At 66.5% G+C, this 19,527-nt stretch carries 20 protein-coding genes; 10 read left to right on the top strand and 10 right to left on the bottom strand.

From position 1 onward, the window contains the following. Window positions 1–99: 99 nt before the first annotated feature. The 4 genes from ACFMBG_RS13975 to ACFMBG_RS13960 all read right to left on the bottom strand — a co-directional run bounded on the left by ACFMBG_RS13975 (window position 100) and on the right by ACFMBG_RS13960 (window position 4,639). Window positions 100–1,752, bottom strand: a complete 1,653-nt coding sequence (locus ACFMBG_RS13975; protein WP_421055313.1) for a DUF4139 domain-containing protein — start codon at window positions 1,750–1,752, stop codon at window positions 100–102. A gap of 89 nt (window positions 1,753–1,841) precedes the next feature. After that, the gene (locus ACFMBG_RS13970) at window positions 1,842–2,225 is read right to left on the bottom strand and encodes a hypothetical protein (RefSeq protein WP_421055312.1); all 384 of its coding nucleotides are present in this window, start codon (window positions 2,223–2,225) and stop codon (window positions 1,842–1,844) included. Between the two features lie 136 nt (window positions 2,226–2,361). After that, window positions 2,362–3,384, bottom strand: coding sequence for an aspartate-semialdehyde dehydrogenase (locus ACFMBG_RS13965; RefSeq protein WP_421055311.1), 1,023 nt, complete (start codon window positions 3,382–3,384; stop codon window positions 2,362–2,364). 82 nt (window positions 3,385–3,466) lie between these two features. After that, window positions 3,467–4,639: an MFS transporter gene (locus ACFMBG_RS13960; protein ID WP_421055310.1), complete on the bottom strand. Its 1,173-nt coding sequence runs from the start codon at window positions 4,637–4,639 to the stop codon at window positions 3,467–3,469. 126 nt (window positions 4,640–4,765) lie between these two features. Between ACFMBG_RS13960 and ACFMBG_RS13955 the strand changes: the two genes are divergently transcribed. After that, complete coding sequence (locus ACFMBG_RS13955) at window positions 4,766–5,929, top strand: DUF3095 domain-containing protein (protein WP_421055309.1); 1,164 nt, start codon at window positions 4,766–4,768, stop codon at window positions 5,927–5,929. Between the two features lie 2 nt (window positions 5,930–5,931). On the opposite strand, the gene ACFMBG_RS13950 is transcribed toward ACFMBG_RS13955, so the two are convergent. Further along, window positions 5,932–6,582 carry a carbonic anhydrase gene (locus ACFMBG_RS13950; RefSeq protein ID WP_421055308.1) on the bottom strand — a complete coding sequence of 217 codons (651 nt, stop codon included), beginning with the start codon at window positions 6,580–6,582 and terminating at the stop codon, window positions 5,932–5,934. A gap of 176 nt (window positions 6,583–6,758) precedes the next feature. Here ACFMBG_RS13950 and ACFMBG_RS13945 point away from each other — a divergent pair, with 176 nt between their 5' ends. The 3 genes from ACFMBG_RS13945 (at window position 6,759) to ACFMBG_RS13935 (ending at window position 9,415) form a co-directional block, all read left to right on the top strand. Then, on the top strand, window positions 6,759–7,118 hold the full coding sequence (locus ACFMBG_RS13945) for a hypothetical protein (protein ID WP_421055307.1): 360 nt from the start codon (window positions 6,759–6,761) through the stop codon (window positions 7,116–7,118). Window positions 7,119–7,202: 84 nt separating this feature from the next. Next, window positions 7,203–8,585, top strand: a complete 1,383-nt coding sequence (locus tag ACFMBG_RS13940) for a leucyl aminopeptidase family protein (RefSeq protein ID WP_421055306.1) — start codon at window positions 7,203–7,205, stop codon at window positions 8,583–8,585. 5 nt (window positions 8,586–8,590) lie between these two features. After that, a complete protein-coding gene (locus ACFMBG_RS13935) occupies window positions 8,591–9,415 on the top strand; it encodes a C40 family peptidase (RefSeq protein ID WP_421055305.1) in 825 nt (274 codons plus the stop codon). Between the two features lie 97 nt (window positions 9,416–9,512). Here the strand turns inward: ACFMBG_RS13935 and ACFMBG_RS13930 are convergent, their stop codons facing one another. The 3 genes from ACFMBG_RS13930 to ACFMBG_RS13920 form a co-directional block, all read right to left on the bottom strand. Beyond that, window positions 9,513–9,857 (bottom strand): DUF2794 domain-containing protein, encoded by a 345-nt coding sequence (locus tag ACFMBG_RS13930; RefSeq protein ID WP_421055304.1) that lies wholly within the window; start codon window positions 9,855–9,857, stop codon window positions 9,513–9,515. A 127-nt stretch (window positions 9,858–9,984) separates the two neighbouring features. Next, complete coding sequence (locus ACFMBG_RS13925; RefSeq protein WP_421055303.1) at window positions 9,985–10,674, bottom strand: ArsR/SmtB family transcription factor; 690 nt, start codon at window positions 10,672–10,674, stop codon at window positions 9,985–9,987. Between the two features lie 74 nt (window positions 10,675–10,748). Then, complete coding sequence (locus tag ACFMBG_RS13920; RefSeq protein ID WP_421055302.1) at window positions 10,749–12,431, bottom strand: Y-family DNA polymerase; 1,683 nt, start codon at window positions 12,429–12,431, stop codon at window positions 10,749–10,751. Between the two features lie 145 nt (window positions 12,432–12,576). Here ACFMBG_RS13920 and ACFMBG_RS13915 point away from each other — a divergent pair, with 145 nt between their 5' ends. Continuing rightward, window positions 12,577–13,056 (top strand): c-type cytochrome, encoded by a 480-nt coding sequence (locus ACFMBG_RS13915; RefSeq protein WP_421055301.1) that lies wholly within the window; start codon window positions 12,577–12,579, stop codon window positions 13,054–13,056. Between the two features lie 28 nt (window positions 13,057–13,084). On the opposite strand, the gene ACFMBG_RS13910 is transcribed toward ACFMBG_RS13915, so the two are convergent. Beyond that, window positions 13,085–13,702 carry a TetR/AcrR family transcriptional regulator gene (locus tag ACFMBG_RS13910; protein WP_421055300.1) on the bottom strand — a complete coding sequence of 206 codons (618 nt, stop codon included), beginning with the start codon at window positions 13,700–13,702 and terminating at the stop codon, window positions 13,085–13,087. Between the two features lie 137 nt (window positions 13,703–13,839). Between ACFMBG_RS13910 and mbfA the strand changes: the two genes are divergently transcribed. Together mbfA and ACFMBG_RS13900 are read left to right on the top strand one after the other, a co-directional pair. Continuing rightward, window positions 13,840–14,814 (top strand): iron exporter MbfA, encoded by a 975-nt coding sequence (mbfA, locus tag ACFMBG_RS13905; RefSeq protein WP_421055299.1) that lies wholly within the window; start codon window positions 13,840–13,842, stop codon window positions 14,812–14,814. A 381-nt stretch (window positions 14,815–15,195) separates the two neighbouring features. Beyond that, a complete protein-coding gene (locus ACFMBG_RS13900) occupies window positions 15,196–16,125 on the top strand; it encodes an AEC family transporter (RefSeq protein WP_421055298.1) in 930 nt (309 codons plus the stop codon). Here the strand turns inward: ACFMBG_RS13900 and ACFMBG_RS13895 are convergent. After that, entirely contained in the window at window positions 16,122–16,463 is a 342-nt protein-coding gene (locus ACFMBG_RS13895; RefSeq protein ID WP_421055297.1) for a cupin domain-containing protein, read from the bottom strand. The genes ACFMBG_RS13900 and ACFMBG_RS13895 overlap by 4 nt on opposite strands. Before the next feature lie 240 nt (window positions 16,464–16,703). Between ACFMBG_RS13895 and fghA the strand changes: the two genes are divergently transcribed. From fghA to ACFMBG_RS13880, 3 genes are read left to right on the top strand one after another with little or no spacing between them, the layout of a single operon-like run. Further along, window positions 16,704–17,537: an S-formylglutathione hydrolase gene (gene fghA, locus ACFMBG_RS13890; protein WP_421055296.1), complete on the top strand. Its 834-nt coding sequence runs from the start codon at window positions 16,704–16,706 to the stop codon at window positions 17,535–17,537. Between the two features lie 17 nt (window positions 17,538–17,554). Then, the gene (gene sthA / locus ACFMBG_RS13885; protein WP_421055295.1) at window positions 17,555–19,069 is read left to right on the top strand and encodes a Si-specific NAD(P)(+) transhydrogenase; all 1,515 of its coding nucleotides are present in this window, start codon (window positions 17,555–17,557) and stop codon (window positions 19,067–19,069) included. Then, a complete protein-coding gene (locus ACFMBG_RS13880) occupies window positions 19,066–19,524 on the top strand; it encodes a YaiI/YqxD family protein (protein WP_421055294.1) in 459 nt (152 codons plus the stop codon). Before sthA ends, ACFMBG_RS13880 begins: the two co-directional genes overlap by 4 nt. The last annotated feature ends 3 nt before the right edge of the window (window positions 19,525–19,527 follow it).

The following is a 19,527-nucleotide window of genomic DNA, read 5'->3' as shown; positions in this document are numbered from 1 at the left end:
CCGCGCCTTGCGCGGCCCCACGCCCAACGGGAGGAAGGTATTTTCAATACCTGACGACGGGCGGGAGCGCTTCCCCTGCTTCCAAGCGTTGCGCCGGGTTCAGCGCAGCACCATGCCCTCGGGCCAGCTGAGCGTGGTGTCCAGCTGTATGGTCCGGCTTTCGCCCGCCGCCAGCTCCAGATCCCAGGCCAGGATGCCGCGCTGCTTCTCCACGTTCTCTTCCGCGGGCCGCGGGCTGGCGCTCCACTCGATCTCCAAGTCGTCCTGCTGCGAATAGGGCACCCGGTCCAGCACCCGCACCGGCCAGTCCTGCGCGGTCAGGTTCTCCACCGTGATCTCCACCTTCTGCACCTGTGCGTTGCTGCGCGAGATCAGCCCCTGCTCACCCTCGCTCTGCCCCAGCACGTCACGGCGCAGCTGCAGGCCTTCGATGGGGCCGAAGCCTGCGTCCATCTCCGCCCCCGGCGCCAGCCCGGCGAAATGCTCCACAGAGACCAGCTTGCCATCAACAAACCGCGGCACCTCATCCGAGGCCAGCAGCAGCTCGCCAAAGGTGTTGGCAAAAGTCGCCACCCGGTAGGCGGTTTCATCCCGCAATGGTACTGCGACCGCCTGCACTTTTGCCTCTGCCGTCAGGCTGTCCATCTCCAGCCGCAGCAAGTCAGCGCCGGAGGCAACCGACACCGGCAGGCTAAACCGGTAAGTCGCCGCCGCGCCGCCCAGATCAGCGCCCCAGCCGCTCCGGGCCTCCTCCGCGAGAACAGGCGCGGCGGCCGGCTCTGCCAGCGCAGACATTTCCGCCACATCCTGCCCCATGGATTTCAGCGCCCGCGGCGGCTGCGGCTCCTCGATCCGGCGCAGCCAGGGGTGCAACGCAGAGGGGCTGCCCTGTTCACCCGGCACCGCAGTCGACAGCGTCAGTGCCACATCCTGCCAGTTTTCACCGGTATCCTGCACCAGCATCACCGCGCGTTTCAGGATCACCTGCTGTTCAGCCACGGTGCTGAGGTGCATCTCGTAGGACGGCTGCCAGCCGATATTGCCCTCACCCGCGGTGTAATAGCTCACCTTGATGGCGCCTTCGCCCGCCTGCTCCGCCTCGATGTCCACCGCGATGAACAGCCGGTCGGCATCCTCCAGCGTGATCGCCGCCAGTGCCGCCTGCGCCTCTGCCAGCTCCTCTTCCAGATCCTCCAGCTGCAGCTCTATCCGGCGCGCCTCGGACTCCGCCGCCACAGCCGCCTGGCTGGCGCCCGCGGCCTCGACGGAAATCATCCGGGCAATCGCGCTCAGCGCAGCGGCATCCGCCTCTGCCAGCCCCTCGTTCGCCCCCAATTTCTGCAGGAAGGTGATCGAGGCCTCCGCAGCCCGCACCCCGGCCCGTGCGCGCGCGGCTTCGTCGCGGACGGCTGCAATCCGCGCCTCAACCTCGCGCACCTGCGCCTCTGCGGCCTCCACCTCTGGATCATCGGCATTGCGCGGCGGCACATAGTCTTCGCGCAGCAGAGTGGCGACACGGCGGGCACCGGCGATCTCCACCTGAAGGGTCTCCAGCAAAGCAGTCTTGGGCACGTTCTGCAGGATCAGCCGGTGCCGCCCTTCCGGCAGCGTCAGCGCGGCGCTGCGGGTGACCTCCGCAAGACCCGGGTACAGCGTCACTTCCGACACCGTGCTGCTGACGGGGAGTGTGTCTGCACCTGCGGCAGTCACAGCAAATGAGGAAAAGGCAAAGGCCATCAAGGAAAATCGCATGGGCATCTCTCGGTCAGGAAATGAGGGCGGGCCATAACCGCCCGCCTGATGCCAAGCCTAACTCTCCGCCCCCACCCTGGCCAGCGCGCTCAGGCGGCCTGGGCAGCGGGCCGCTGCGGCTGCGACGGGCCAAAGCGCAGTTGCAGTTCCTCCGGGTCGAACCCCAGATCCTCGCAGGAGGAAAGCGCCGTAAGGCTGGCCGCATCACAGAGCCATAGGTCCTCCCCGCGCATCCGCAGGCAGAACCCTTTGCGGCGGAGCCCGCGGCACAGGGTGAACCAGTCTCCGGCAGAGGTGAAATCACTGGCGACATGCCGCTTCAGCTCAGCCGCCGACACGCAGTTCAGCAGAGGCTGGCGCTGCGGCGCAGGGCGCGCCGCGGTCTTAGTTTCCCGCGGCAGCTGCAGCGGGGCAAACGACGGAAGCATCTGTGTTGCGGGGGTGGCGGTGCTGAAATCCTGCAGTGCGATCATGGCGTTCATTCCTCTGTCTCTGCTGACTTTTTGCTGTCCCCCTCAAATTACCGGACCCGCCTGCTCCCCGGCAGCCGTGCAAAAGAAAAGGGGCCGCCTCTTCCGAAGCGGCCCCCTCGCCAAAAGGATATATGGCTCAGCCTTTCTTCAGGACCTCACGGCCCAGCAGCTCGGCAATCTGCACCGCGTTCAGCGCCGCACCCTTGCGCAGGTTGTCGCTGACGCACCACAGGTTCAGGCCGTTCTCGATGGTCGAGTCCTGGCGGATCCGGCTGATGAAGGTGGCAAAGTCGCCAACGCATTCCACCGGGGTCACGTAGCCGCCGGATTCGCGCTTATCGATCACCATGATGCCGGGCGCCTCGCGCAGGATGTCGCGGGCCTCGTCCTCGTCCAGGAAGTCCTCGAACTCGATGTTGATGGATTCGGAGTGGCCGACAAACACCGGCACCCGCACGCAAGTGGCAGTGACCTTGATCGACGGATCGACGATCTTCTTGGTCTCGGCGACCATCTTCCACTCTTCCTTGGTCGAGCCGTCTTCCATGAAAACGTCGATATGCGGAATGACGTTGAAGGCGATCTGCTTGGGGTAGACCTTCGGCGGCACGTCCTGGGTCGGGTTATAGACCGCCTTGGTCTGGTCCCACAGCTCGTCAATCGCGTCCTTGCCGGAGCCGGACACCGACTGATAGGTCGACACCACGACGCGCTTGATCTTGGCGCGGTCATGCAGCGGCTTCAGCGCGACAACCATCTGCGCGGTGGAGCAGTTGGGGTTGGCGATGATGTTCTTGTTCTTGTACTCGTGAACGGCCTGCGGGTTCACTTCCGGCACGATCAGCGGGATTTCCGGGTCGTAGCGGTAGAGCGACGAGTTGTCGATCACCACACAGCCGGCCTCAGCCGCCTTGGGCGCATATTTCTTGGTCGCGTCCGAGCCGATGGCAAACAGCGCCATGTCCCAGCCGGCAAAATCGAAGGTGTCCAGATCCTTGGTAGTGAGTGTCTTATCGCCAAAGCTGACTTCAGTGCCGAGAGATTTGCGGCTTGCCAGCGCAGCGATCTCGTCCACGGGGAACTGGCGCTCGGCCAGGATGTTCAGCATTTCGCGGCCCACGTTGCCAGTGGCGCCAACGACGACGATGCGGTAACCCATTTATCTGTTTCTCCAGTCTTGCCCGGCCTCATGGCCGGCGCCGGAGTGATAATGCCTATGGCGGCAAGTTTAAAGGCCTGTATCAGTCCATGCTGTCGCGGCTGAGCAGATAAATTGCGCATCCTGCCGCCAGACACACCAAAAAGAAGCCGAAAATGCCGGTGTAGGGCAAGGATGGGTCCGCTCCGGCCATACCCGCGTGAATGCGCCCGGTGGCAAACTGCATGATTCCCACCCCGCCGATGCCGAACAGGTTGAGCAGGGTCACCCCGCGCCCGGCCAGATGCGGCGGCACGAAGGCGCGGCCATGCGCCATAATAACCGGGAAGGAGGCGCCGAAGAACCCGACCGCCGCCATCATCGCCACCGGCAGCCAGACCGGCGCGCCCGCCGCCAGGATCAGCCCGCCCAGGGCGGCGCAGGCCATTAGGTTGCCGCCCAGGATCACCCATTTGCGGGTGCCCAGCATCCGGTCCAGCGGCCCATAGGCAAAGGTGCCTGCAATCATCGCCGCCCCCATCACCGTGGCCGCCAAACCGACCTGCTGGGTGCTGAGCCCGTAGACATCGTTCAGAAATGGCCCGATCCACAGGCCTCTGATCGCCCCGGACGGCGCATAGGCCACCAGCATCAGCGGGAAGATAGCCCACATCACAGGCATTTTCAGCAGATCCAGCACCGATCCCTTGTGCCCGCCCGCGGGCTTGTCCGGGTCGCTCACGGTCAGGAAAATTCCTGCCGCCACTGAAACTGAGATTGCCGCCAGCCCAGCCAGCGTGCCGCGCCAGCCGACCAGATCCACCGCCAGCGCCGTCGGATAGGAGGCCACCAGATTGCCAGCCGACCCCACCCCCAGCATGACCGCAGCGAGTGTCGCGAACCGCGCGGGCGAATACTGGCGGGCAAAGATGTAATAGGAGGCCATCAGAACCGGCGAGCAGCCAATGCCGATCAGGAACATGGCCGCGCCGACATGCCAGGGCCCCGTGGCCGCCGCGAACAGCGCTGCACCGCCGCCGCCGCCCAGCAACAGCAGCAGTGACGCCGTCTTGCGCGGCCCGACGTGGTCCAGCGCCCAGCCCACCGGCAGCTGCATGGCGGCAAAGGACAGGAACCACAGGCTGGATGCATTGGCCAGATCATCCGGTGCCGCGCCGATGTCCTGCCCCAGCACCCCCGTCAGAACCCCCAGGAAAGCGCGGAAAAACTGGCTCAGCACATAGGCCAGGCACAACAAGATCAATCCCGCCTGCATTTTCCGTCCCCGTTTTTTGTTTCCGCCGCACAGCTTGCATGTTTGGCCCCGGCGCACAATTCGTTTAGGTAGAAACCGCAGGTCACTGGGGCGGATCACCAGGGCCAATCACCGGGGCGGGAAGGCATGACAACGGACAGTTTCTACACCAGCCTCCCCAAGGTCCGCAGCTTTGCCAGCCTGTCCGCGCCAGAGGCGTTTGCACCGCTGCCGCCGGACTGGCACCTGTGCTGCACCGATATCGTGAACTCCACCGCGCTGATTGCATCCGGCCGCTACAAGACCGTGAACATGATCGGCGCTGCAGTGATTGCCGCCATGCGCAACGCACTGCAGGGCGAGGCGTTCCCTTATGTTTTCGGCGGTGACGGGGCAGCGTTCGCGGTGCCCCCGCGCCACCGGGAAACGTCGGAACAGGTGCTGGCCTCCCTGCGCAGCTGGACCGAGGCGGAATACGGCGTCACCCTGCGCGCCGCCATGCTGCCGCTCGGCTGGATCCGGACAGAGGGGCTGGACGTTAAAATCGCCCGCTATGCGGTGTCGGACCACGCCGATTTCGCCATGTTCAGCGGCGGCGGCCTGGCCTGGGCCGAAGCGCAGATGAAGGCGGGCGCCTTTGAGGTGCCGCCGGCCCCGCAGGCCGAGCCGCCCGATCTCTCCGGTCTCTCCTGCCGCTGGAGCAACACACCTGCACGCAACGGCATCATCCTGTCGGTGGTCGCACAGCCTGCACCGGGCGCGGACCCGCAGGCCTTTGGCCGATTCTCCTCCCGCCTGCTGGATCTGGCGGGCGAATTGAAGGACAACGGCCACCCGGTCCCCGAAACCGGACCCAGGCTGCGCTTTCCGCCTGCCGGGCTGCACCTGGAGGCGCAGTCTTCCCGCGGCAATACCCCTCTGATTTTACGGAAGCTTTATCTTCTGGCGCACAGCGCCCTTGCCGGGCTGATCTTCTTCAGCAAACGGCCGGTCGGCGGATTCGACCCGGTCCACTACCTGTCGGTGCTCAAAGCACACTCGGATTTCCGCAAGTTCGACGACGGGCTGAAGATGACGCTGGATTGCACGCCAGAGATCCGCGACCGGATCCGCCAGCACCTGGAGCAGGCGGCAGAGGCTGGTCTGGTGCAGTTCGGGCTGCATGAACAGGACGCCGCCCTGGTCACTTGCATCGTGCCCTCGCCGGTTGAGGAAGGCCACGTGCATTTCGTCGACGGAGCCGCGGGCGGCTATACGCAAGCAGCCGCCAATCTGGCGGCTGCATTCGGGAACGGCACAGAAAAGGTCTGACCTCAGACCGGCAGGAAAGTACCGGTCTTGGGGTCATAACACTCCAGCCCGCCCTCGCCGATATCGGTCCACAGCCCGTGCAAGCTCAGCTCGCCGGCCTTGACCGCCGATTCGATGAACGGGAAGGTCATCAGGTTTTCCATAGACGCAACAACGGCTTGGCGCTCGAACTGGCGCGCCTGCTGCACCGGATCCTCGATATCCGCCACGCCGTCGAACTTCGGCTTCAGGATCTCCATCCAGCGGCCGACGAAACTGGTCTTTTCTTCCAGCTGCGGTGCCTGGCCCTTGCACATGTCGATGCAGCCCTGCACGCCGCCGCACTGGGAATGGCCCAGCACGATCAGATGCGAAACCTTCAGTGCGGTCACCGCATATTCCACCGCCGCCGAGGTGCCGTGATGGTCGCCATCGGGCGCATAGGGCGGCACCAGGTTGGCGATATTGCGGTGAATGAAGAACTCACCCTGGTCGGCCCCGAAGATTGAGGTCACATGCACCCGGCTGTCGCAGCAGGAGATCACCATCGCCCGCGGCCGCTGCCCTTCGGTCGCCAAGCGGCGGTACCAGCCCTGATTCTCCTCATAGGATGTGGCCTTCCAGCCGTGGTACCGGGTCACCAGATAGCTTGGCAGAGGTTTGGCAAATTCCATTGTGATGTCCTGTCAACTTCGTGTTGCCGGGTTTGATAGCCTGCATTGTCCGTAAATTCGAGAGATTTGAACAGACGGGCGGAAACCTTTTGAAAACCTGTGGGGCGCACATTGGCAGACGTGCCGTGGGGGCATAAAGAATTTGGGTGAAAGTGGTGGCCAATATACTAACAGTAATGCACTCGGAAACAGTGCGCCTCGATCCTGACAAACTCACCGCGCTCTATGAGCAGCTTGGCGAGACCGGCGCCGAAGACGTCGTGTGCCGGGCGGTGGAAGAAATGGCCGTCCGCCTGACGCATTGCGAGCGTCTGTGGCGGCAGAATGACCTGGTGAACCTGCGCAAAAGCGCCCGGTCGCTGATCGCGATTGCCGATCAGATCGGTATGACGGCGCTGGCGTCGATAGCCAATGACGTGACCGCAGCCATCGATGCCGAGGATTCCCCGGCAGTGGCCGCCATCCTGTTCCGGCTGATGCGGGTGGGGGAACGCTCGCTCACCGCGGTCTGGGACCAGCAGGACATGACGATCTGACAGCTCCGCGTCCCGCGGGGCTTGCAGGCCGCGCCGCGGCGGCTACTCTGGCGCATCAGCAATGATCGCAACCGGAGTATCCACATGCCGCCCGTCTTTGCCGCACCCAGCCCGGACGCCTGTCCCGTGCATGCCGTCGCTAGCGACAGTTTCGAAAGCTGGCTTTCAGGCCAGCCGCAGCGCGTTCAGGCCTGGGCAAAGGCGCATGGATTTACCGGCGCCTGCGGCCAGGCCCTGGCGGTGCCGGGCGCCGATGGCACCATTGAAATGGCCCTGTGCGGCTACGGCAGCGCCGCTCAGCGGGCGCGCCGCCGCTTTGTGCTGGCCGAAGCGGCGCAGAAACTGCCCGCGGGCAGCTACCGGATTGCCTCCGGCCTGCCGGCTGAGGCCGCCGCGACCGAGTCCCTGGGCTGGCTTCTGACCGCTTACCGGTTCGACCGCTACAAGGAAGCCAAGGGCGAGGCTGCCTCCCTGGAAGCCCCCGAAGGGGTGGATGCCGCTGCCATCGAATCGCTGGCCGCGGCCGAATGCCTGACCCGCGACCTGATCAACACCCCCGCCTCCGACATGGGACCGGAGCAGCTGCAGGCCGCCGCCGCCGTCCTGGCAGAGGAATTCGGCGCGGAAATCTCCACTATCCTGGGGGAGGATCTGCTGACGCAGAACTTCCCGCTGATTCACACGGTGGGGCGCGCCTCGGACCGCGCGCCGCGGCTGATCGGCCTGCGCTGGGGCAACACCGGCCCCAAGCTCACCCTGGTGGGCAAGGGTGTCTGTTTCGACACCGGCGGGCTGAACCTGAAGCCCGGCAACAGCATGGCGCTGATGAAAAAGGACATGGGCGGCGCGGCCAATGTCCTGGGGCTGGCGCGGATGATCATGGCCGCCGGGCTGGAGCTGCAGCTCCGTGTGCTTATTCCGGCGGTGGAGAATTCCGTCTCCGGCCCCGCCTTCCGCCCCGGCGATGTGCTCACCTCCCGCAAGGGGCTGACGGTTGAGGTCAACAATACCGATGCCGAAGGCCGCCTGGTGCTGGCCGACGCCCTGGCGCTGGCAGCGGAGGAGGAACCGGACCTGCTGATCTCCATGGCGACCCTCACCGGTGCGGCCCGGGTCGCGGTCGGGCCGGACCTGTCGCCCTTCTACACAGATCATGACACCGATGCGGCCGCGCTGGCGGCCGGGGCCGCGGCATCGGCCGACCCGGTCTGGCGGATGCCCTTCCACGATCCCTATGAGAGCATGATCGAACCCGGCATCGCCGATCTCGACAACGCGCCCGCGGGCGGCTTTGCGGGCTCCATCACCGCCGCGCTGTTCCTGCGCCGCTTTGCCGGAGAGACCCGCTACATGCATTTCGACATCTACGGCTGGACCCCCAGCGCCGCCCCCGGCCGTCCCAAGGGCGGCGCGGGCCAGGGCGGCCGGGCGCTGTTTGCGGCGCTGCCGGAGCTGCTGGGGCTGTGACCGGGATGTCAGACCGCCGCCGCACGCCGGCGAACACCCGCGTTGCCGCGGCCCATTTGCACGATGCGCCGGAGGGTTTGCAGCGCGTCGAAGGCATTGCCGCCCGCATCGGCGTGCCGGTTGCGGACCTGCTGCGCGCACCGGATGGCGACCGCGACCGCCAGCTTGTCTATGGCGAGCCGGTCACGGTCTATGAGGACCGCGGCGGCTGGTCCTTCCTGCAAGCGGCCAAGGATGCCTATGTCGGCTATGTGCCCAGCGCCAGCCTGACGGCCCCTTTCGAGGCAACCCACTGGGTCAGCGCCGCCGCCACCCATGCCTATACAGCGGATGACTTCAAATCCCCCGAAACACTGTCCCTCAGCCACGGCAGCCGGGTGCAGGTGCTGGGCGGCACCGGCCGGTTCGTGGAGACCAACCTGGGCTTCCTCCCGGCCCGCCACCTGTCGCTGCTCGGCAGCCATGCCAGCGACCCGGCAGCAATTGCCGGACTGTTCCTCGGCACGCCGTACCTCTGGGGCGGCAACAGCCGCTTTGGGATCGATTGTTCCGGCCTCGTGCAGGCGGCACTGCTGGCCTGCGGCATCCCCTGCCCTGGCGACAGCGACATGCAGGAGGCTGAGCTGGGAGAACCTGCCCCCTCTGGCGACTACCAGCGCGGCGACTTGCTGTTCTGGAAGGGCCACGTGGCCCTGGTGCGGGATGCTCAGACGCTAATCCACGCCAATGCCCACGACATGGCGGTGGCCTTTGAGCCCATCGGCGCGGCAATCGAGCGGATCGAAGCCCAGGGCGACGGCCCGGTCACCGCGCACAAAAGGCTGGGGTGACACCCGCCCGCCGCCGCAGGCAGTAAAAAAATCTTTCAAAGATTTTTGGCCGGAAAATTCAAATTTTCCGGTCCCCGCTCCGCCGCAAACCTTGCGGCTACTCCACGGAGCGGATCAGCTTGCGCTCCAGCACCCTCAGCACGGTCTTCAGATCCGCCCCGCGCTTCAGGATATGCCCGTCCATGCCGACTACCGAATACTGCCCCTGCCGGTTGCGCAGCTTGGGGCGCTTTTCGATCCGGTAGAGCGGATGCTCTGCCGTGCGCCGGAAGACGGAGAAAACTGCCAGATCACGCAAGGAAGAAATCCCGTAATCGCGCCATTCACCCGCGGCGACCATCCGCCCGTACAAGGAAAGAATGACCGACAGTTCCCGCCGGTCAAACGCGACTTGCTGAGGTATGGGAGATCCGGGAAAAGGCTGCACCTGATCAAAGCTCATACGTAAAAGGTTGCGTCTTTCCCCCCGCAAATCAAGGTTTTTAACGTTCGATTTTTCGTGTGATGCAGCAGGCGCACAGGTGCAAAGGACTTGTTTTGCCCAATATTAGAGCCTGTATTAGGCCCTCTCAGGCCGTCTCCAGCGCCCCGCACTGCAGGTCCAGAATCTGCTCCAGCGCCACCCTCCCCGGTGCCGTCAGCATCAGCCCGCGCTTGTGCCGGTGCCGTTTGACCCAGCCGCTGTCCAGCGCGTGATCCAGGATCTGCCGCCCCATCGGCCCCGCCACATGCAGCTTGCGCTCGGTCCAGTCCAGGCAGGGCCGGGCAAAGGGCTGGCGCCCCGGCCGCTCCGGCAGCACCACCCCCAGTTTCAGCCACTCGCCGGCCGGGACCGCGCGAAAGGCACCGTGCTCCTCCACCAGCATCCCGCGGTCCAGAAGGGCCCGGGTCATCGCCACCGCCAGCGGGCCTGCCAGGTGGTCGTAACAGCTGCGCAGCTGCGCCAGCCCGCCCGCCTTGCGTTGCTGGGCGCGGTGCAGGCTGTCCGCAGGCGCAATTGCCGCCAGCTGCTCCAGCGCATGGGCCACGTCCGCCCCCGCCAGCCGGTGATAAACACAGCGGCCGCGCTTTTCCGCCACCACCAGGCCTGCATCCTGCAGCAGCCGCAGATGGGCCGAGGCGGTCTGCGGCGTCACCCCCGCAGCCGCCGCCAGCTCCTTGTTGGTATAGGCGCGGCCCTCCATCAGCTCGCACAGCATCTGCGTGCGGCTGGCGTCGCTGATGGCCTGGCCCAGAATATCGAAACGCGGTGTGATCATCCCCTTACCCTATGCGGTTTGCGCAAGGACACCCAAGCAAAACCCTTCGCCGCGCACCGTACTGTCCGGCCCTGTCAGGCAAACGAGCCATGGCAGAACCAGCCCGGCGACAGCACGCCGCCATGGGCAAAGAACAGCCACAGCCGCGCGCCGCAGGCGGTCACCACCACCCAGTAATCGCGCACGCCGCTGCGCCAGCTGGGGTCCTCCAGCCACCATTCCGGGGCAATCCGCTCCGGGCCTTCGGCCTCTGCCAGCGCCCAGTTCCGGCCGCGCCAGCGGAAACGCTCCGGCACCTCAGGCCGCTCCGGCGCATGGACCAGCTCGGGCTGCCAGATCAGCAGCGGCCGCGGCCGCGGCGGCAAGGGCCAGTCCCCAGCCGCAGGCTCCGACCAGGCCGCGGCCTGCACGGTAAAGGTCTTTTCCGGAATGTGGCTTTCCGCCGGGTGATAGCGGGTGATCGCCTCCAGCCCCAGCCGCGCGCCCAGGCGGCCAATCAGATCCTCCAGCGCCGCGCCATCCTCCTGCCGCGCCCGCGCCGCGGCGCCCGCTTCGGCATGGCCGGCGGGGGTGCGGGCGTGGATTGCCTCTGCCTGCAGCACCTCCAGCCGCAGCATGTCGATGCCATAGCCCGCATCGATCTGCTCCAGTTTCATCTCCAGCAGCGGGCGGATGCGGGCGGGCTCGCGGCTGGCGCGGGCCAGACCGATGGTCACCGCCTCCATCTCCTGATCGCAGCGGTGCGCCTCCAGCCGCAGGCTGCGCGCACCCTTGCCGCGCGCCTCCAGCCGGGCGCACAGCCGCGGCAGCATCCGGTCAATGCCTGCCAGCAGATCCTCCATCAGCCCGATCGGCTCCGGCAGGGTCAGCCGCACCGCAAAATGATCCGGGCTGCGCGCGGGCGAGACCGGCTCCGGCGCGCTGCCCATCGCCTGGTCCAGCCGCAGCACCAGCCCGCGCCCGAACCGGCGCGCCAGGCTGGCCCGCGGCTGCCCCAGCAGATCACCGATCCGCCGGAGGCCCAGCCGGTTCAGCTGCGCCACCGTGGCGCTGTCCAGCCGCAAGGCCGCCACCGGCAGCGGCGCCAGCGCGCCATAGGCCTGCCCGGGTTCGGCAATCCGCCCCATCTGCGGCGGCGGTGCCTGCAGCTGCGGCGCAGCTCCCCCGCGGGTCCAGTGGCGGCGCTTGGCGCCATACCCCGGGCCGCGCTTCTGCGCCCGGGCGCGGGTCGCCCGCGCCTCTTGGTCGATAGCATCGCCGCTGCGGTCCGGCGCCGCCTCCTCGCCCGTGTAACGCGCCAGCGCCCAAGCCGCGCCCAGGGTGTCGGCCAGCCCCATCTGCACGCTCAGCCCCATTTCCGCGCAATCGCGCCCCGCCGTCTCCATCAGCGCCGCCTCGCTGCCGAACAGACGCGCGCAGCCGGTGAAGTCGATGGTCAGCCCGTCGCGCTCCGCCTCCGCCACCCAGGGGCTGAACTTGCCCGCCCAGCGCCTCAGCGCCGCCAGGAACGCCGCCTCCGCCGCCCGGTTGCGCGGCCGCACCGTCAGGCCCGCGCACATCGCATGGGCATCGCGCAGCGGCTGGCCAGGCTGCAGCCCCTCCGCCAAAGCGGCAGCGTTTAACGCAGAAATAACCTGTGTGTTGGAGACTTCCTCGGCAACGGCCAGCGGCCCCTCAATGCCGCCGCGCTCTGCCCGCAGGATGCGCTCCGCCCCAAGGCGCGGAAACCAAAGCGAAAGAATGCGGCGGCGGGGCATGGCAACAGGTGCAGAACAACAGGGCGGGCAGCGGGGCAGGCAAGGGGCAGCAGGGGCCGGAAGGCCGCCAGACGACGGGAGGCACATACGGCATGTTCCTATTTTGTTCTCATTCTTTGATTCGGTCAATCCGCCCGGAGGCCTCGTGACATCTTTCCGCCTGCCCAAAGCCGCCGCCCTGCTGGCGGTGATCATTGCCCTGGCCATCGGCAGCACCGCCCCGGTGACCGCCCGGGACAGCAGCAGCAAGCATGTGGCCAAGCGGATTGCGCTGATGACCTCGCAAAAGGCCGCCATGGATGTGCTGACCGGCATGATGGCCGGGCGCAGCACTTTCGACCGCGGCAAGGCGCGCGCGGCCCGGAAGCAGCTGATCAGATCCACCGGCAGCATCCGCAAGCACTTCAAGAAACCGCGGCTGGATCCGCGCTCCAATGCGCGGCCGCTGATCTGGCACAGCTGGAAAGACTTCAAGGCCCGCGCCGAAAGCGCCGAAACCGCGGCCCGGAACCTCAACACCCGGTCCCTGACCGGTCTGCGCCGCACCCTGCCCAGCCTGATGCAAAGCTGCCTCAGCTGCCACGAGACCTATCGCAACACGCCCAACAGCTTCACCACGCATTGACCGGGTCCTGACCGGCCAGGCCGCCGGTTCAGGTGCCGAACCGCGCCATGAAGGTGTCGATGGCGCCGCTGATCACCCGCTCGCGCTCGGCTTCGGTGAACTCGGTATCGATCTTGAACAGGAACCGCAGGAAGATATCCGCCTTGCACAGCTCGATGAACTGCGCGGCGGCCAGATCGGCGTCCTCGATCGCCAGCTCGCCCCGCTTCGCCGCGGCCTCCATATAGTCGCGGATCTCCCCGTGCAGCACCATCGGCCCGCTTTCATAGAACATCGGCCCCAGCTCCGGGAACCGGTCGGCCTCTGCCACGAAGATCCGGAACAGCTGCAGGCTGAAGCCGCCCAGCAGCACCCCGTGCACCCGCTCCGCCGCCGCCCGCAGCACATCCTGCGGTCCGCAGCTGCCTGGCGTCAGCTCCAGAGATTCATCCGCCTGCTGCACGCAGGCAGACCGCACCACCTCCATGAACAGCACCCGCTTGTCGGGGAAATAGCTGTAGAGCGTCGCCTTGGAGACCCCCGCCGCCTTGGCGATCTTGTCGACGCTGGCGCCCTCGAACCCGTCCGCCAGGAACACTTCGCGCGCGCCTTCCAGGACCTGGTCGAATTTCCGGCCGGTGCGCAGGACGCTGGCTTGCTGGTTCATGCGGGCTCCGTTGGCTGCGTAGGGGTCTGGGCCTAATGTAGCCTGCGCCGCCGCATTGCAACAGCATAACCCGTACCGCCTTGCGCTCCCTCGCGGAACCGTTATGTTTAGAATTATTCTAAACTGAGGGGCGGCGGATGCGTTTTTTCACACAGCGCAAACACTTTGCGGATTTGACGGGCCAGGAAATCCTCGCCCTCGCAATCTCCTCCGAGGAAGACGATGCGCGCATCTACCGCGGCTACGCCGAACGGCTGCGCGCAGACTACCCGGCCACGGCGGCGATGTTCGACGGCATGGCCGCCGAGGAGGACGAGCACCGCGCCCAGCTGATTGCCCTGCATGAGGCGCGGTTCGGCCCTGCGATCCCGCTGATCCGGCGCGAACATGTGGCGGGCTTCTATGCCCGCCGCCCCATCTGGCTGATGGAGAACCTCAGCCTGGACCGCATCCGCGCCGAGGCCCGCGCGATGGAGCGCGACGCCGAACATTTCTACACCGCCGCCGCGGCCCGCACCCGGGACGCCGCCACCCGCAAGCTGCTGGGCGATCTGGCCGCTGCCGAGGCCGGCCACCAGGCCCGCGCCGGTACGCTGGAGGAGACGCATCTGGACGCGGACACCCGCGCCGATGAGGACCGCGCCGCCCACCGCCAGTTCGTGCTGACCTGGGTGCAGCCGGGGCTGGCCGGGCTGATGGACGGCTCGGTCTCCACCCTGGCGCCGATCTTTGCCACCGCCTTTGCCACCCAGGACACCTGGACCACCTTCCTGGTCGGCATGGCGGCCTCGGTCGGCGCGGGCATCTCGATGGGTTTCACCGAAGCCGCCTCCGACGATGGCGAACTCTCTGGCCGCGGCTCCCCCATCAAGCGCGGGCTGGCCTCCGGCATCATGACCACCGTCGGCGGGCTGGGCCACGCCCTGCCCTATCTGATCCCGGAATTCTGGACCGCCACCACGCTGGCGCTGCTGATCGTCTTCGTGGAGCTCTGGGCCATCGCCTGGATCCAGAACCGCTTCATGCAGACCCCGTTCTGGCGCGCCACGATGCAGGTGGTTCTGGGCGGTGCGTTGGTCCTAGGCGCCGGCGCCCTGATCGGCAGCGGCTAGGAGCAAAGGAATCCCTCCCGCCCGCTCCGGAGCAGCCAAAGGCTGCCCCTCCACGGTTGGGCCCGGCAGCGCTGGCGCGCTGCAGTTGGAGCTTTTGGCTGATCCTGGGTCAAGGGCGGCAAAGCCGCCGCGCGCAAGCGCGGTTTACCCTTGAGGCGGGATCGGCCAGTCTCACAATTGAAACGGCGCTCTCAGGGCAAACTTGCCCTTAGAGCGCGTCTCAGCAGAAACCCTTGCCCCGTGCACCGCACGGGGCCACGCCCAACAGTGAAGGGCATTCGTCAGAATGCCGCTGAACAGGCGGGAGCACGCCCCTGGCCGTTCAACGCCTGCCCAAAAAACAGCCTTTGCCAATTGGTCAGCTCTTGTTACCAATTCCCCATGGCCGAGATCTTCTTCCGCACCCTGCCCTTCTTCGCAATCATCGGCCTCGGCTACTGGGCCGGGCGCAGCCGCTTCTTCACCGAGGAAGCCACCGCCTATCTCACCCGCTTCGTGTTCTACTTCCCTCTGTCGGCGATGATCTTCGGCTTTGCCGCCAACCTGTCCTTTGCCGAAGTCTTCGACCCCACGCTGATCCTTGGCTACCTGGCGGGCACCCTGGCGGTCTACCTGCTGGTGACAGCCGTTGCCATGATCCGCGGCCTGGACGTGCCCACCGCGGCGGTGGAGGCGCAGTGCGCGGCAATCGGCAATGTCGGTTTCCTCGGCCTGCCGATGATGGCGATCCTGTTCGGCCCCGCCTCCGCGGCGCCGATGATGGTGGTGCTCAGCGTCGATCTGGTGGTGTTCTCCTCGCTGATCGTCATCCTGATCAACGCGGGCCGCGGCCAGGGGCTAGGTCTGGCAACCCTGAAACTGGTTGGGCTGGGCCTGCTGAAGAACCCGATGATCCTGTCCATCGTCGCGGGACTTGCCTGGTCGGCCTCGGCGCTGCCGATCCCGGAGCCCGCAAATGATTTCCTCACCATCCTCGGCGGTGCTGCCACCCCCGGAGCCCTCTTTGCCATCGGCGCTTCGCTGGCCTCGAAGTCGGCAGAGAGGGTGCAGGTCGCGGGCTGGCTCAGCTTTGCCAAGCTGGTGCTGCACCCGCTCTGCGTTGCCGTCGCGGTGCTGTGGCTGATCCCGGCCGCGCCGTTTTCCGCCGCGGTCGCCATCGCCGCCGCATCCCTGCCGGTGGCAGGCAATGTCTACATGCTGGCGCAGCACTACGGCGTGGCGCCGCACCGGGCCTCCGCCGCAATCTTCATCTCCACTGTGGTGTCGATCATCACCGTGCCCGCGGTGATCGCCTGGGTCTCCGGCCCCTAAAGCCGGATCACGTAATCCTTGCGGGTGGTCTCGATCACCTCCCAGGTGCCGCGGAAGCCGGGCCGCAGGATGAAACTGTCGCCGGCCGCCAGCGGATATTCGGTACCGTCCTCGCTGGTGATCACCGAACGGCCTTCCAGGATCCGGCAGTATTCCCACTCATCATAGGCAATCCGCCACTTCCCCGGCGTCGCCTGCCAGATGCCGCAATAGAGCCCATCGGCCTCTTCCGCGTTCCAGGTCGTGAAAACCGGATCGCCGGAAATCACCTTGGCCGGATCCGGGCGCTCTGTTTCGGGCTCTGCGGCGCTGGTGGTCACTCTCAGAAACTTGCTCATGGCCTGCTCTCCCTGCTGCTCCGGCTGCAGACTGTCGCCGCTTTGGGCGCGGCTGTCCAGCACCTCCCTCGCGCCAGCCCTTTGTGCCGGCCCGGTCCGGAATCCGCGCCCTGCCCCCGCGAAGTTTGCGGTTTCGCAAGCCCCATGCCGCAAAAACCGGAATTGCCGCCGCCCTCCCGCTGGACGCTGCGGCAATCAGCGGATAGCGATAGGGCTAACAGATTTTGAGGAGCCTCACCCATGGAAACCGTTTCCGAGAACCGCGCCTTTGGCGGCACCCAGGGCGTCTACAAACACGCCAGCAGCGCCACCGGCGGCGACATGACCTTTGGCCTGTTCCTGCCGGAGGAAGCCAAGGACGGACCGGTGCCGGTGCTGTGGTATCTGTCCGGCCTCACCTGCACCCACGAAAACGCGATGACCAAGGCAGGCGCCCAGGCCTGGTGCGCCGAGCAGGGCATCGCCATCGTCTTCCCCGACACCTCGCCCCGCGGCGAAGGCGTGGCCGACGATGACGCCTATGACCTGGGCCAGGGCGCGGGCTTCTACGTGAACGCGACGCAGGACCCCTGGGCGCCGCATTTCCGCATGTGGGATTACGTGGCCGAGGAACTGCCCGCACTGCTGGGCGAGAAATTCTCCATCGACCTGGACCGCCAGGCGATCACCGGCCATTCCATGGGCGGCCACGGCGCGCTGACGCTGGCGATGAACCTGCCGGGCCGCTACAAGTCCGTCTCTGCTTTCGCGCCGATCTCCAACCCGACCCAGTCCGACTGGGGACGCAAGCAGCTGAGCGCCTACCTGGGCGACGATGAAGCCGCCTGGACCAAGCATGACGCCACCCTGCTGATGCGCGAGAAAGGGTTCGACGGCCCGATCCTGATCGACACCGGCACCTCCGACCAGTTCATCGATCTCCTGAAGCCCGAGGCGCTGGCCCACGCCGTCGCCGAACGCCGCCAGCAGGCTACCCTGCGGATGCAGCCGGACTATGACCACAGCTATTTCTTCGTGTCGACCTTCATGGAGGAGCATGTCTCCTTCCACGCCGACGCGCTGTACCAGAACTAAGACCAAAGGACGCGGCCATGAGTGACGAATTTGATTATGACCTGATCATCATCGGTTCCGGCCCCTCGGGCCGCGCCGCCGCCATCCAGGCGGGCAAGCTGCACCGCCGGGTGCTGGTGATCGACCGCAAGGACCGGCTGGGCGGCGTGTCGGTGCACACCGGCACCATCCCGTCGAAGACCCTGCGCGAAACCGTGCTGAACCTCTCCGGCTGGCGCGAACGCTCGTTCTACGGCCGCTCCTACCGCGTCAAGGACCAGATCGGCGCCGAGGACCTGAAGGCGCGCCTGCACATGACCCTCGATTACGAGGTCGACGTGCTGGAGCACCAGTTCAACCGAAACCACGTGGACACGCTGAACGGGCTGGCGAAATTCACCGGCCCGAACGAGGTCGAGGTGGCCACCGAAGCCGGCGAAACCACCCGGCTGACGGCGGAGAAATTCCTGATCGCCACCGGCACCCGCACCTACCGCCCGGATTACGTGCCGTTCAACGGCAAGACCGTGGTCGATGGTGACGAGTTTCTGGAAATGGCCGAGATCCCGCGCTCGCTGGTGGTTATTGGCGCCGGCGTGATCGGGGTGGAATATGCCACCATGTTCTCCGCCCTCGACGTGCGCGTCACCCTGATCGAGCCGCGCGAGACCTTCCTCGACTTCATCGACAAGACCCTGATCCAGGACTTCACCCACCAGATCCGCGAAAACGGCGTCGACCTGCGGCTCGGCTCCGCGGTGGACAGCATCGAGGACTGCGGCGAGCACATCGAGGTGTCCCTGGCCAACGGCCGCCACGTGCGCGCCGAGATGCTGCTGTTTGCGGCCGGCCGCATGGGCGCCACCGCCGCGCTGAACCTGGAGGCCACTGGCCTCAAGACCGACCACCGCGGCCGCCTGTCCGTGGACCGCAAGACGTACCAGACCGCAGTGCCGCATATCTATGCCACCGGCGATGTGATCGGCCACCCGTCGCTGGCCTCCACCTCGCTGCAGCAGGGCCGCGTCGCCGCCTGCCACGCGCTGGAAACCCCGACCCTGCCGGAAAGCCCCTGGTATCCCTATGGCATCTACTCGGTGCCGGAAATGTCCACCTGCGGCATGTCCGAGGAAGAGCTGCAGGAGCGCGGCATTCCCTATGAGGTCGGCGTCGCCCGTTTCCGCGAAACCTCGCGCGGCCACATCATGGGGCTGGAGCATGGCATGCTGAAGATGCTGTTCTCGCTGAAAACCCGCCGGGTGCTGGGCGTGCAGATCGTCGGCGAAGGCGCTACCGAGCTGATCCACATTGCCCAGGCGGTGCTGAACCTCAAGGGCACGGTGGACTACTTCGTGCAGAACACCTTCAACTACCCGACCCTGGCCGAAGCGTATAAAATCGCCGGCCTCGACGCCTTCAACCGGATGCCGATTCCGGAAGAGTTCAAGGTCAGGAAACCCGCCCGCAAGGCCAAACCCGCCCCCAAGCCTGAAGCCAAACCTGACGACAAGGCGGAGAACAAGCCCGAGGCTGAGAAGAAGGCGGCGGAGTGACTGCGCTTTATATCGACGCCGACGCCTGCCCGGTGAAGCAGGAGGCCGAGCGGGTCGCCACCCGCCACGGCCTGCGCATGTTCGTGGTCTCCAACGGCGGCCTGCGGCCTTCGCAGAACCCGCTGGTGGAAACCGTGATCGTGGCCGAGGGCGCCGATGTGGCCGACATGTGGATCGCAGACCGCTGCGGCCCCGGCGATGTGGTGGTGACGGGCGACATCCCGCTCGCGGCCAAATGCATCGAGGCAGGCGCACGCGTGCTGCGCCACAACGGCGAGCGCTTCACTGAGGCCAACATCGGCCAGCAGCTGGCGATGCGCGACCTGATGGCCGACCTGCGCGCCGCCAACCCGCTGGGGGTGCAGGGCGGCGGCAAGGGCTTCACCAAGGCCGACCGCTCCCGCTTCCTCGACGCGCTGGAGCGCGAGCTCAGGGCCGCCAAGGCGGGCCGCTAAGGC

This window comes from Leisingera coralii, from assembly GCF_049056525.1.
Lineage (GTDB): Bacteria > Pseudomonadota > Alphaproteobacteria > Rhodobacterales > Rhodobacteraceae > Leisingera > Leisingera coralii.
Note: the sequence above shows the minus strand (reverse complement) of the source record. Positions and strands in the feature narration are given on the sequence as shown.

What these genes read in the sequence shown, in the direction of transcription:
- ACFMBG_RS13975 (WP_421055313.1), bottom strand. Translation starts at nt 1,752, where the DNA reads ATGCGATTTTCCTTGATGGCCTTTGCCTTTTCCTCATTTGCTGTGACT.
- ACFMBG_RS13970 (WP_421055312.1), bottom strand. Translation starts at nt 2,225, where the DNA reads ATGATCGCACTGCAGGATTTCAGCACCGCCACCCCCGCAACACAGATG.
- ACFMBG_RS13965 (WP_421055311.1), bottom strand. Translation starts at nt 3,384, where the DNA reads ATGGGTTACCGCATCGTCGTCGTTGGCGCCACTGGCAACGTGGGCCGC.
- ACFMBG_RS13960 (WP_421055310.1), bottom strand. Translation starts at nt 4,639, where the DNA reads ATGCAGGCGGGATTGATCTTGTTGTGCCTGGCCTATGTGCTGAGCCAG.
- ACFMBG_RS13955 (WP_421055309.1), top strand. Translation starts at nt 4,766, where the DNA reads ATGACAACGGACAGTTTCTACACCAGCCTCCCCAAGGTCCGCAGCTTT.
- ACFMBG_RS13950 (WP_421055308.1), bottom strand. Translation starts at nt 6,582, where the DNA reads ATGGAATTTGCCAAACCTCTGCCAAGCTATCTGGTGACCCGGTACCAC.
- ACFMBG_RS13945 (WP_421055307.1), top strand. Translation starts at nt 6,759, where the DNA reads ATGCACTCGGAAACAGTGCGCCTCGATCCTGACAAACTCACCGCGCTC.
- ACFMBG_RS13940 (WP_421055306.1), top strand. Translation starts at nt 7,203, where the DNA reads ATGCCGCCCGTCTTTGCCGCACCCAGCCCGGACGCCTGTCCCGTGCAT.
- ACFMBG_RS13935 (WP_421055305.1), top strand. Translation starts at nt 8,591, where the DNA reads ATGTCAGACCGCCGCCGCACGCCGGCGAACACCCGCGTTGCCGCGGCC.
- ACFMBG_RS13930 (WP_421055304.1), bottom strand. Translation starts at nt 9,857, where the DNA reads ATGAGCTTTGATCAGGTGCAGCCTTTTCCCGGATCTCCCATACCTCAG.
- ACFMBG_RS13925 (WP_421055303.1), bottom strand. Translation starts at nt 10,674, where the DNA reads ATGATCACACCGCGTTTCGATATTCTGGGCCAGGCCATCAGCGACGCC.
- ACFMBG_RS13920 (WP_421055302.1), bottom strand. Translation starts at nt 12,431, where the DNA reads ATGCCCCGCCGCCGCATTCTTTCGCTTTGGTTTCCGCGCCTTGGGGCG.
- ACFMBG_RS13910 (WP_421055300.1), bottom strand. Translation starts at nt 13,702, where the DNA reads ATGAACCAGCAAGCCAGCGTCCTGCGCACCGGCCGGAAATTCGACCAG.
- mbfA (WP_421055299.1), top strand. Translation starts at nt 13,840, where the DNA reads ATGCGTTTTTTCACACAGCGCAAACACTTTGCGGATTTGACGGGCCAG.
- ACFMBG_RS13900 (WP_421055298.1), top strand. Translation starts at nt 15,196, where the DNA reads ATGGCCGAGATCTTCTTCCGCACCCTGCCCTTCTTCGCAATCATCGGC.
- ACFMBG_RS13895 (WP_421055297.1), bottom strand. Translation starts at nt 16,463, where the DNA reads ATGAGCAAGTTTCTGAGAGTGACCACCAGCGCCGCAGAGCCCGAAACA.
- fghA (WP_421055296.1), top strand. Translation starts at nt 16,704, where the DNA reads ATGGAAACCGTTTCCGAGAACCGCGCCTTTGGCGGCACCCAGGGCGTC.
- sthA (WP_421055295.1), top strand. Translation starts at nt 17,555, where the DNA reads ATGAGTGACGAATTTGATTATGACCTGATCATCATCGGTTCCGGCCCC.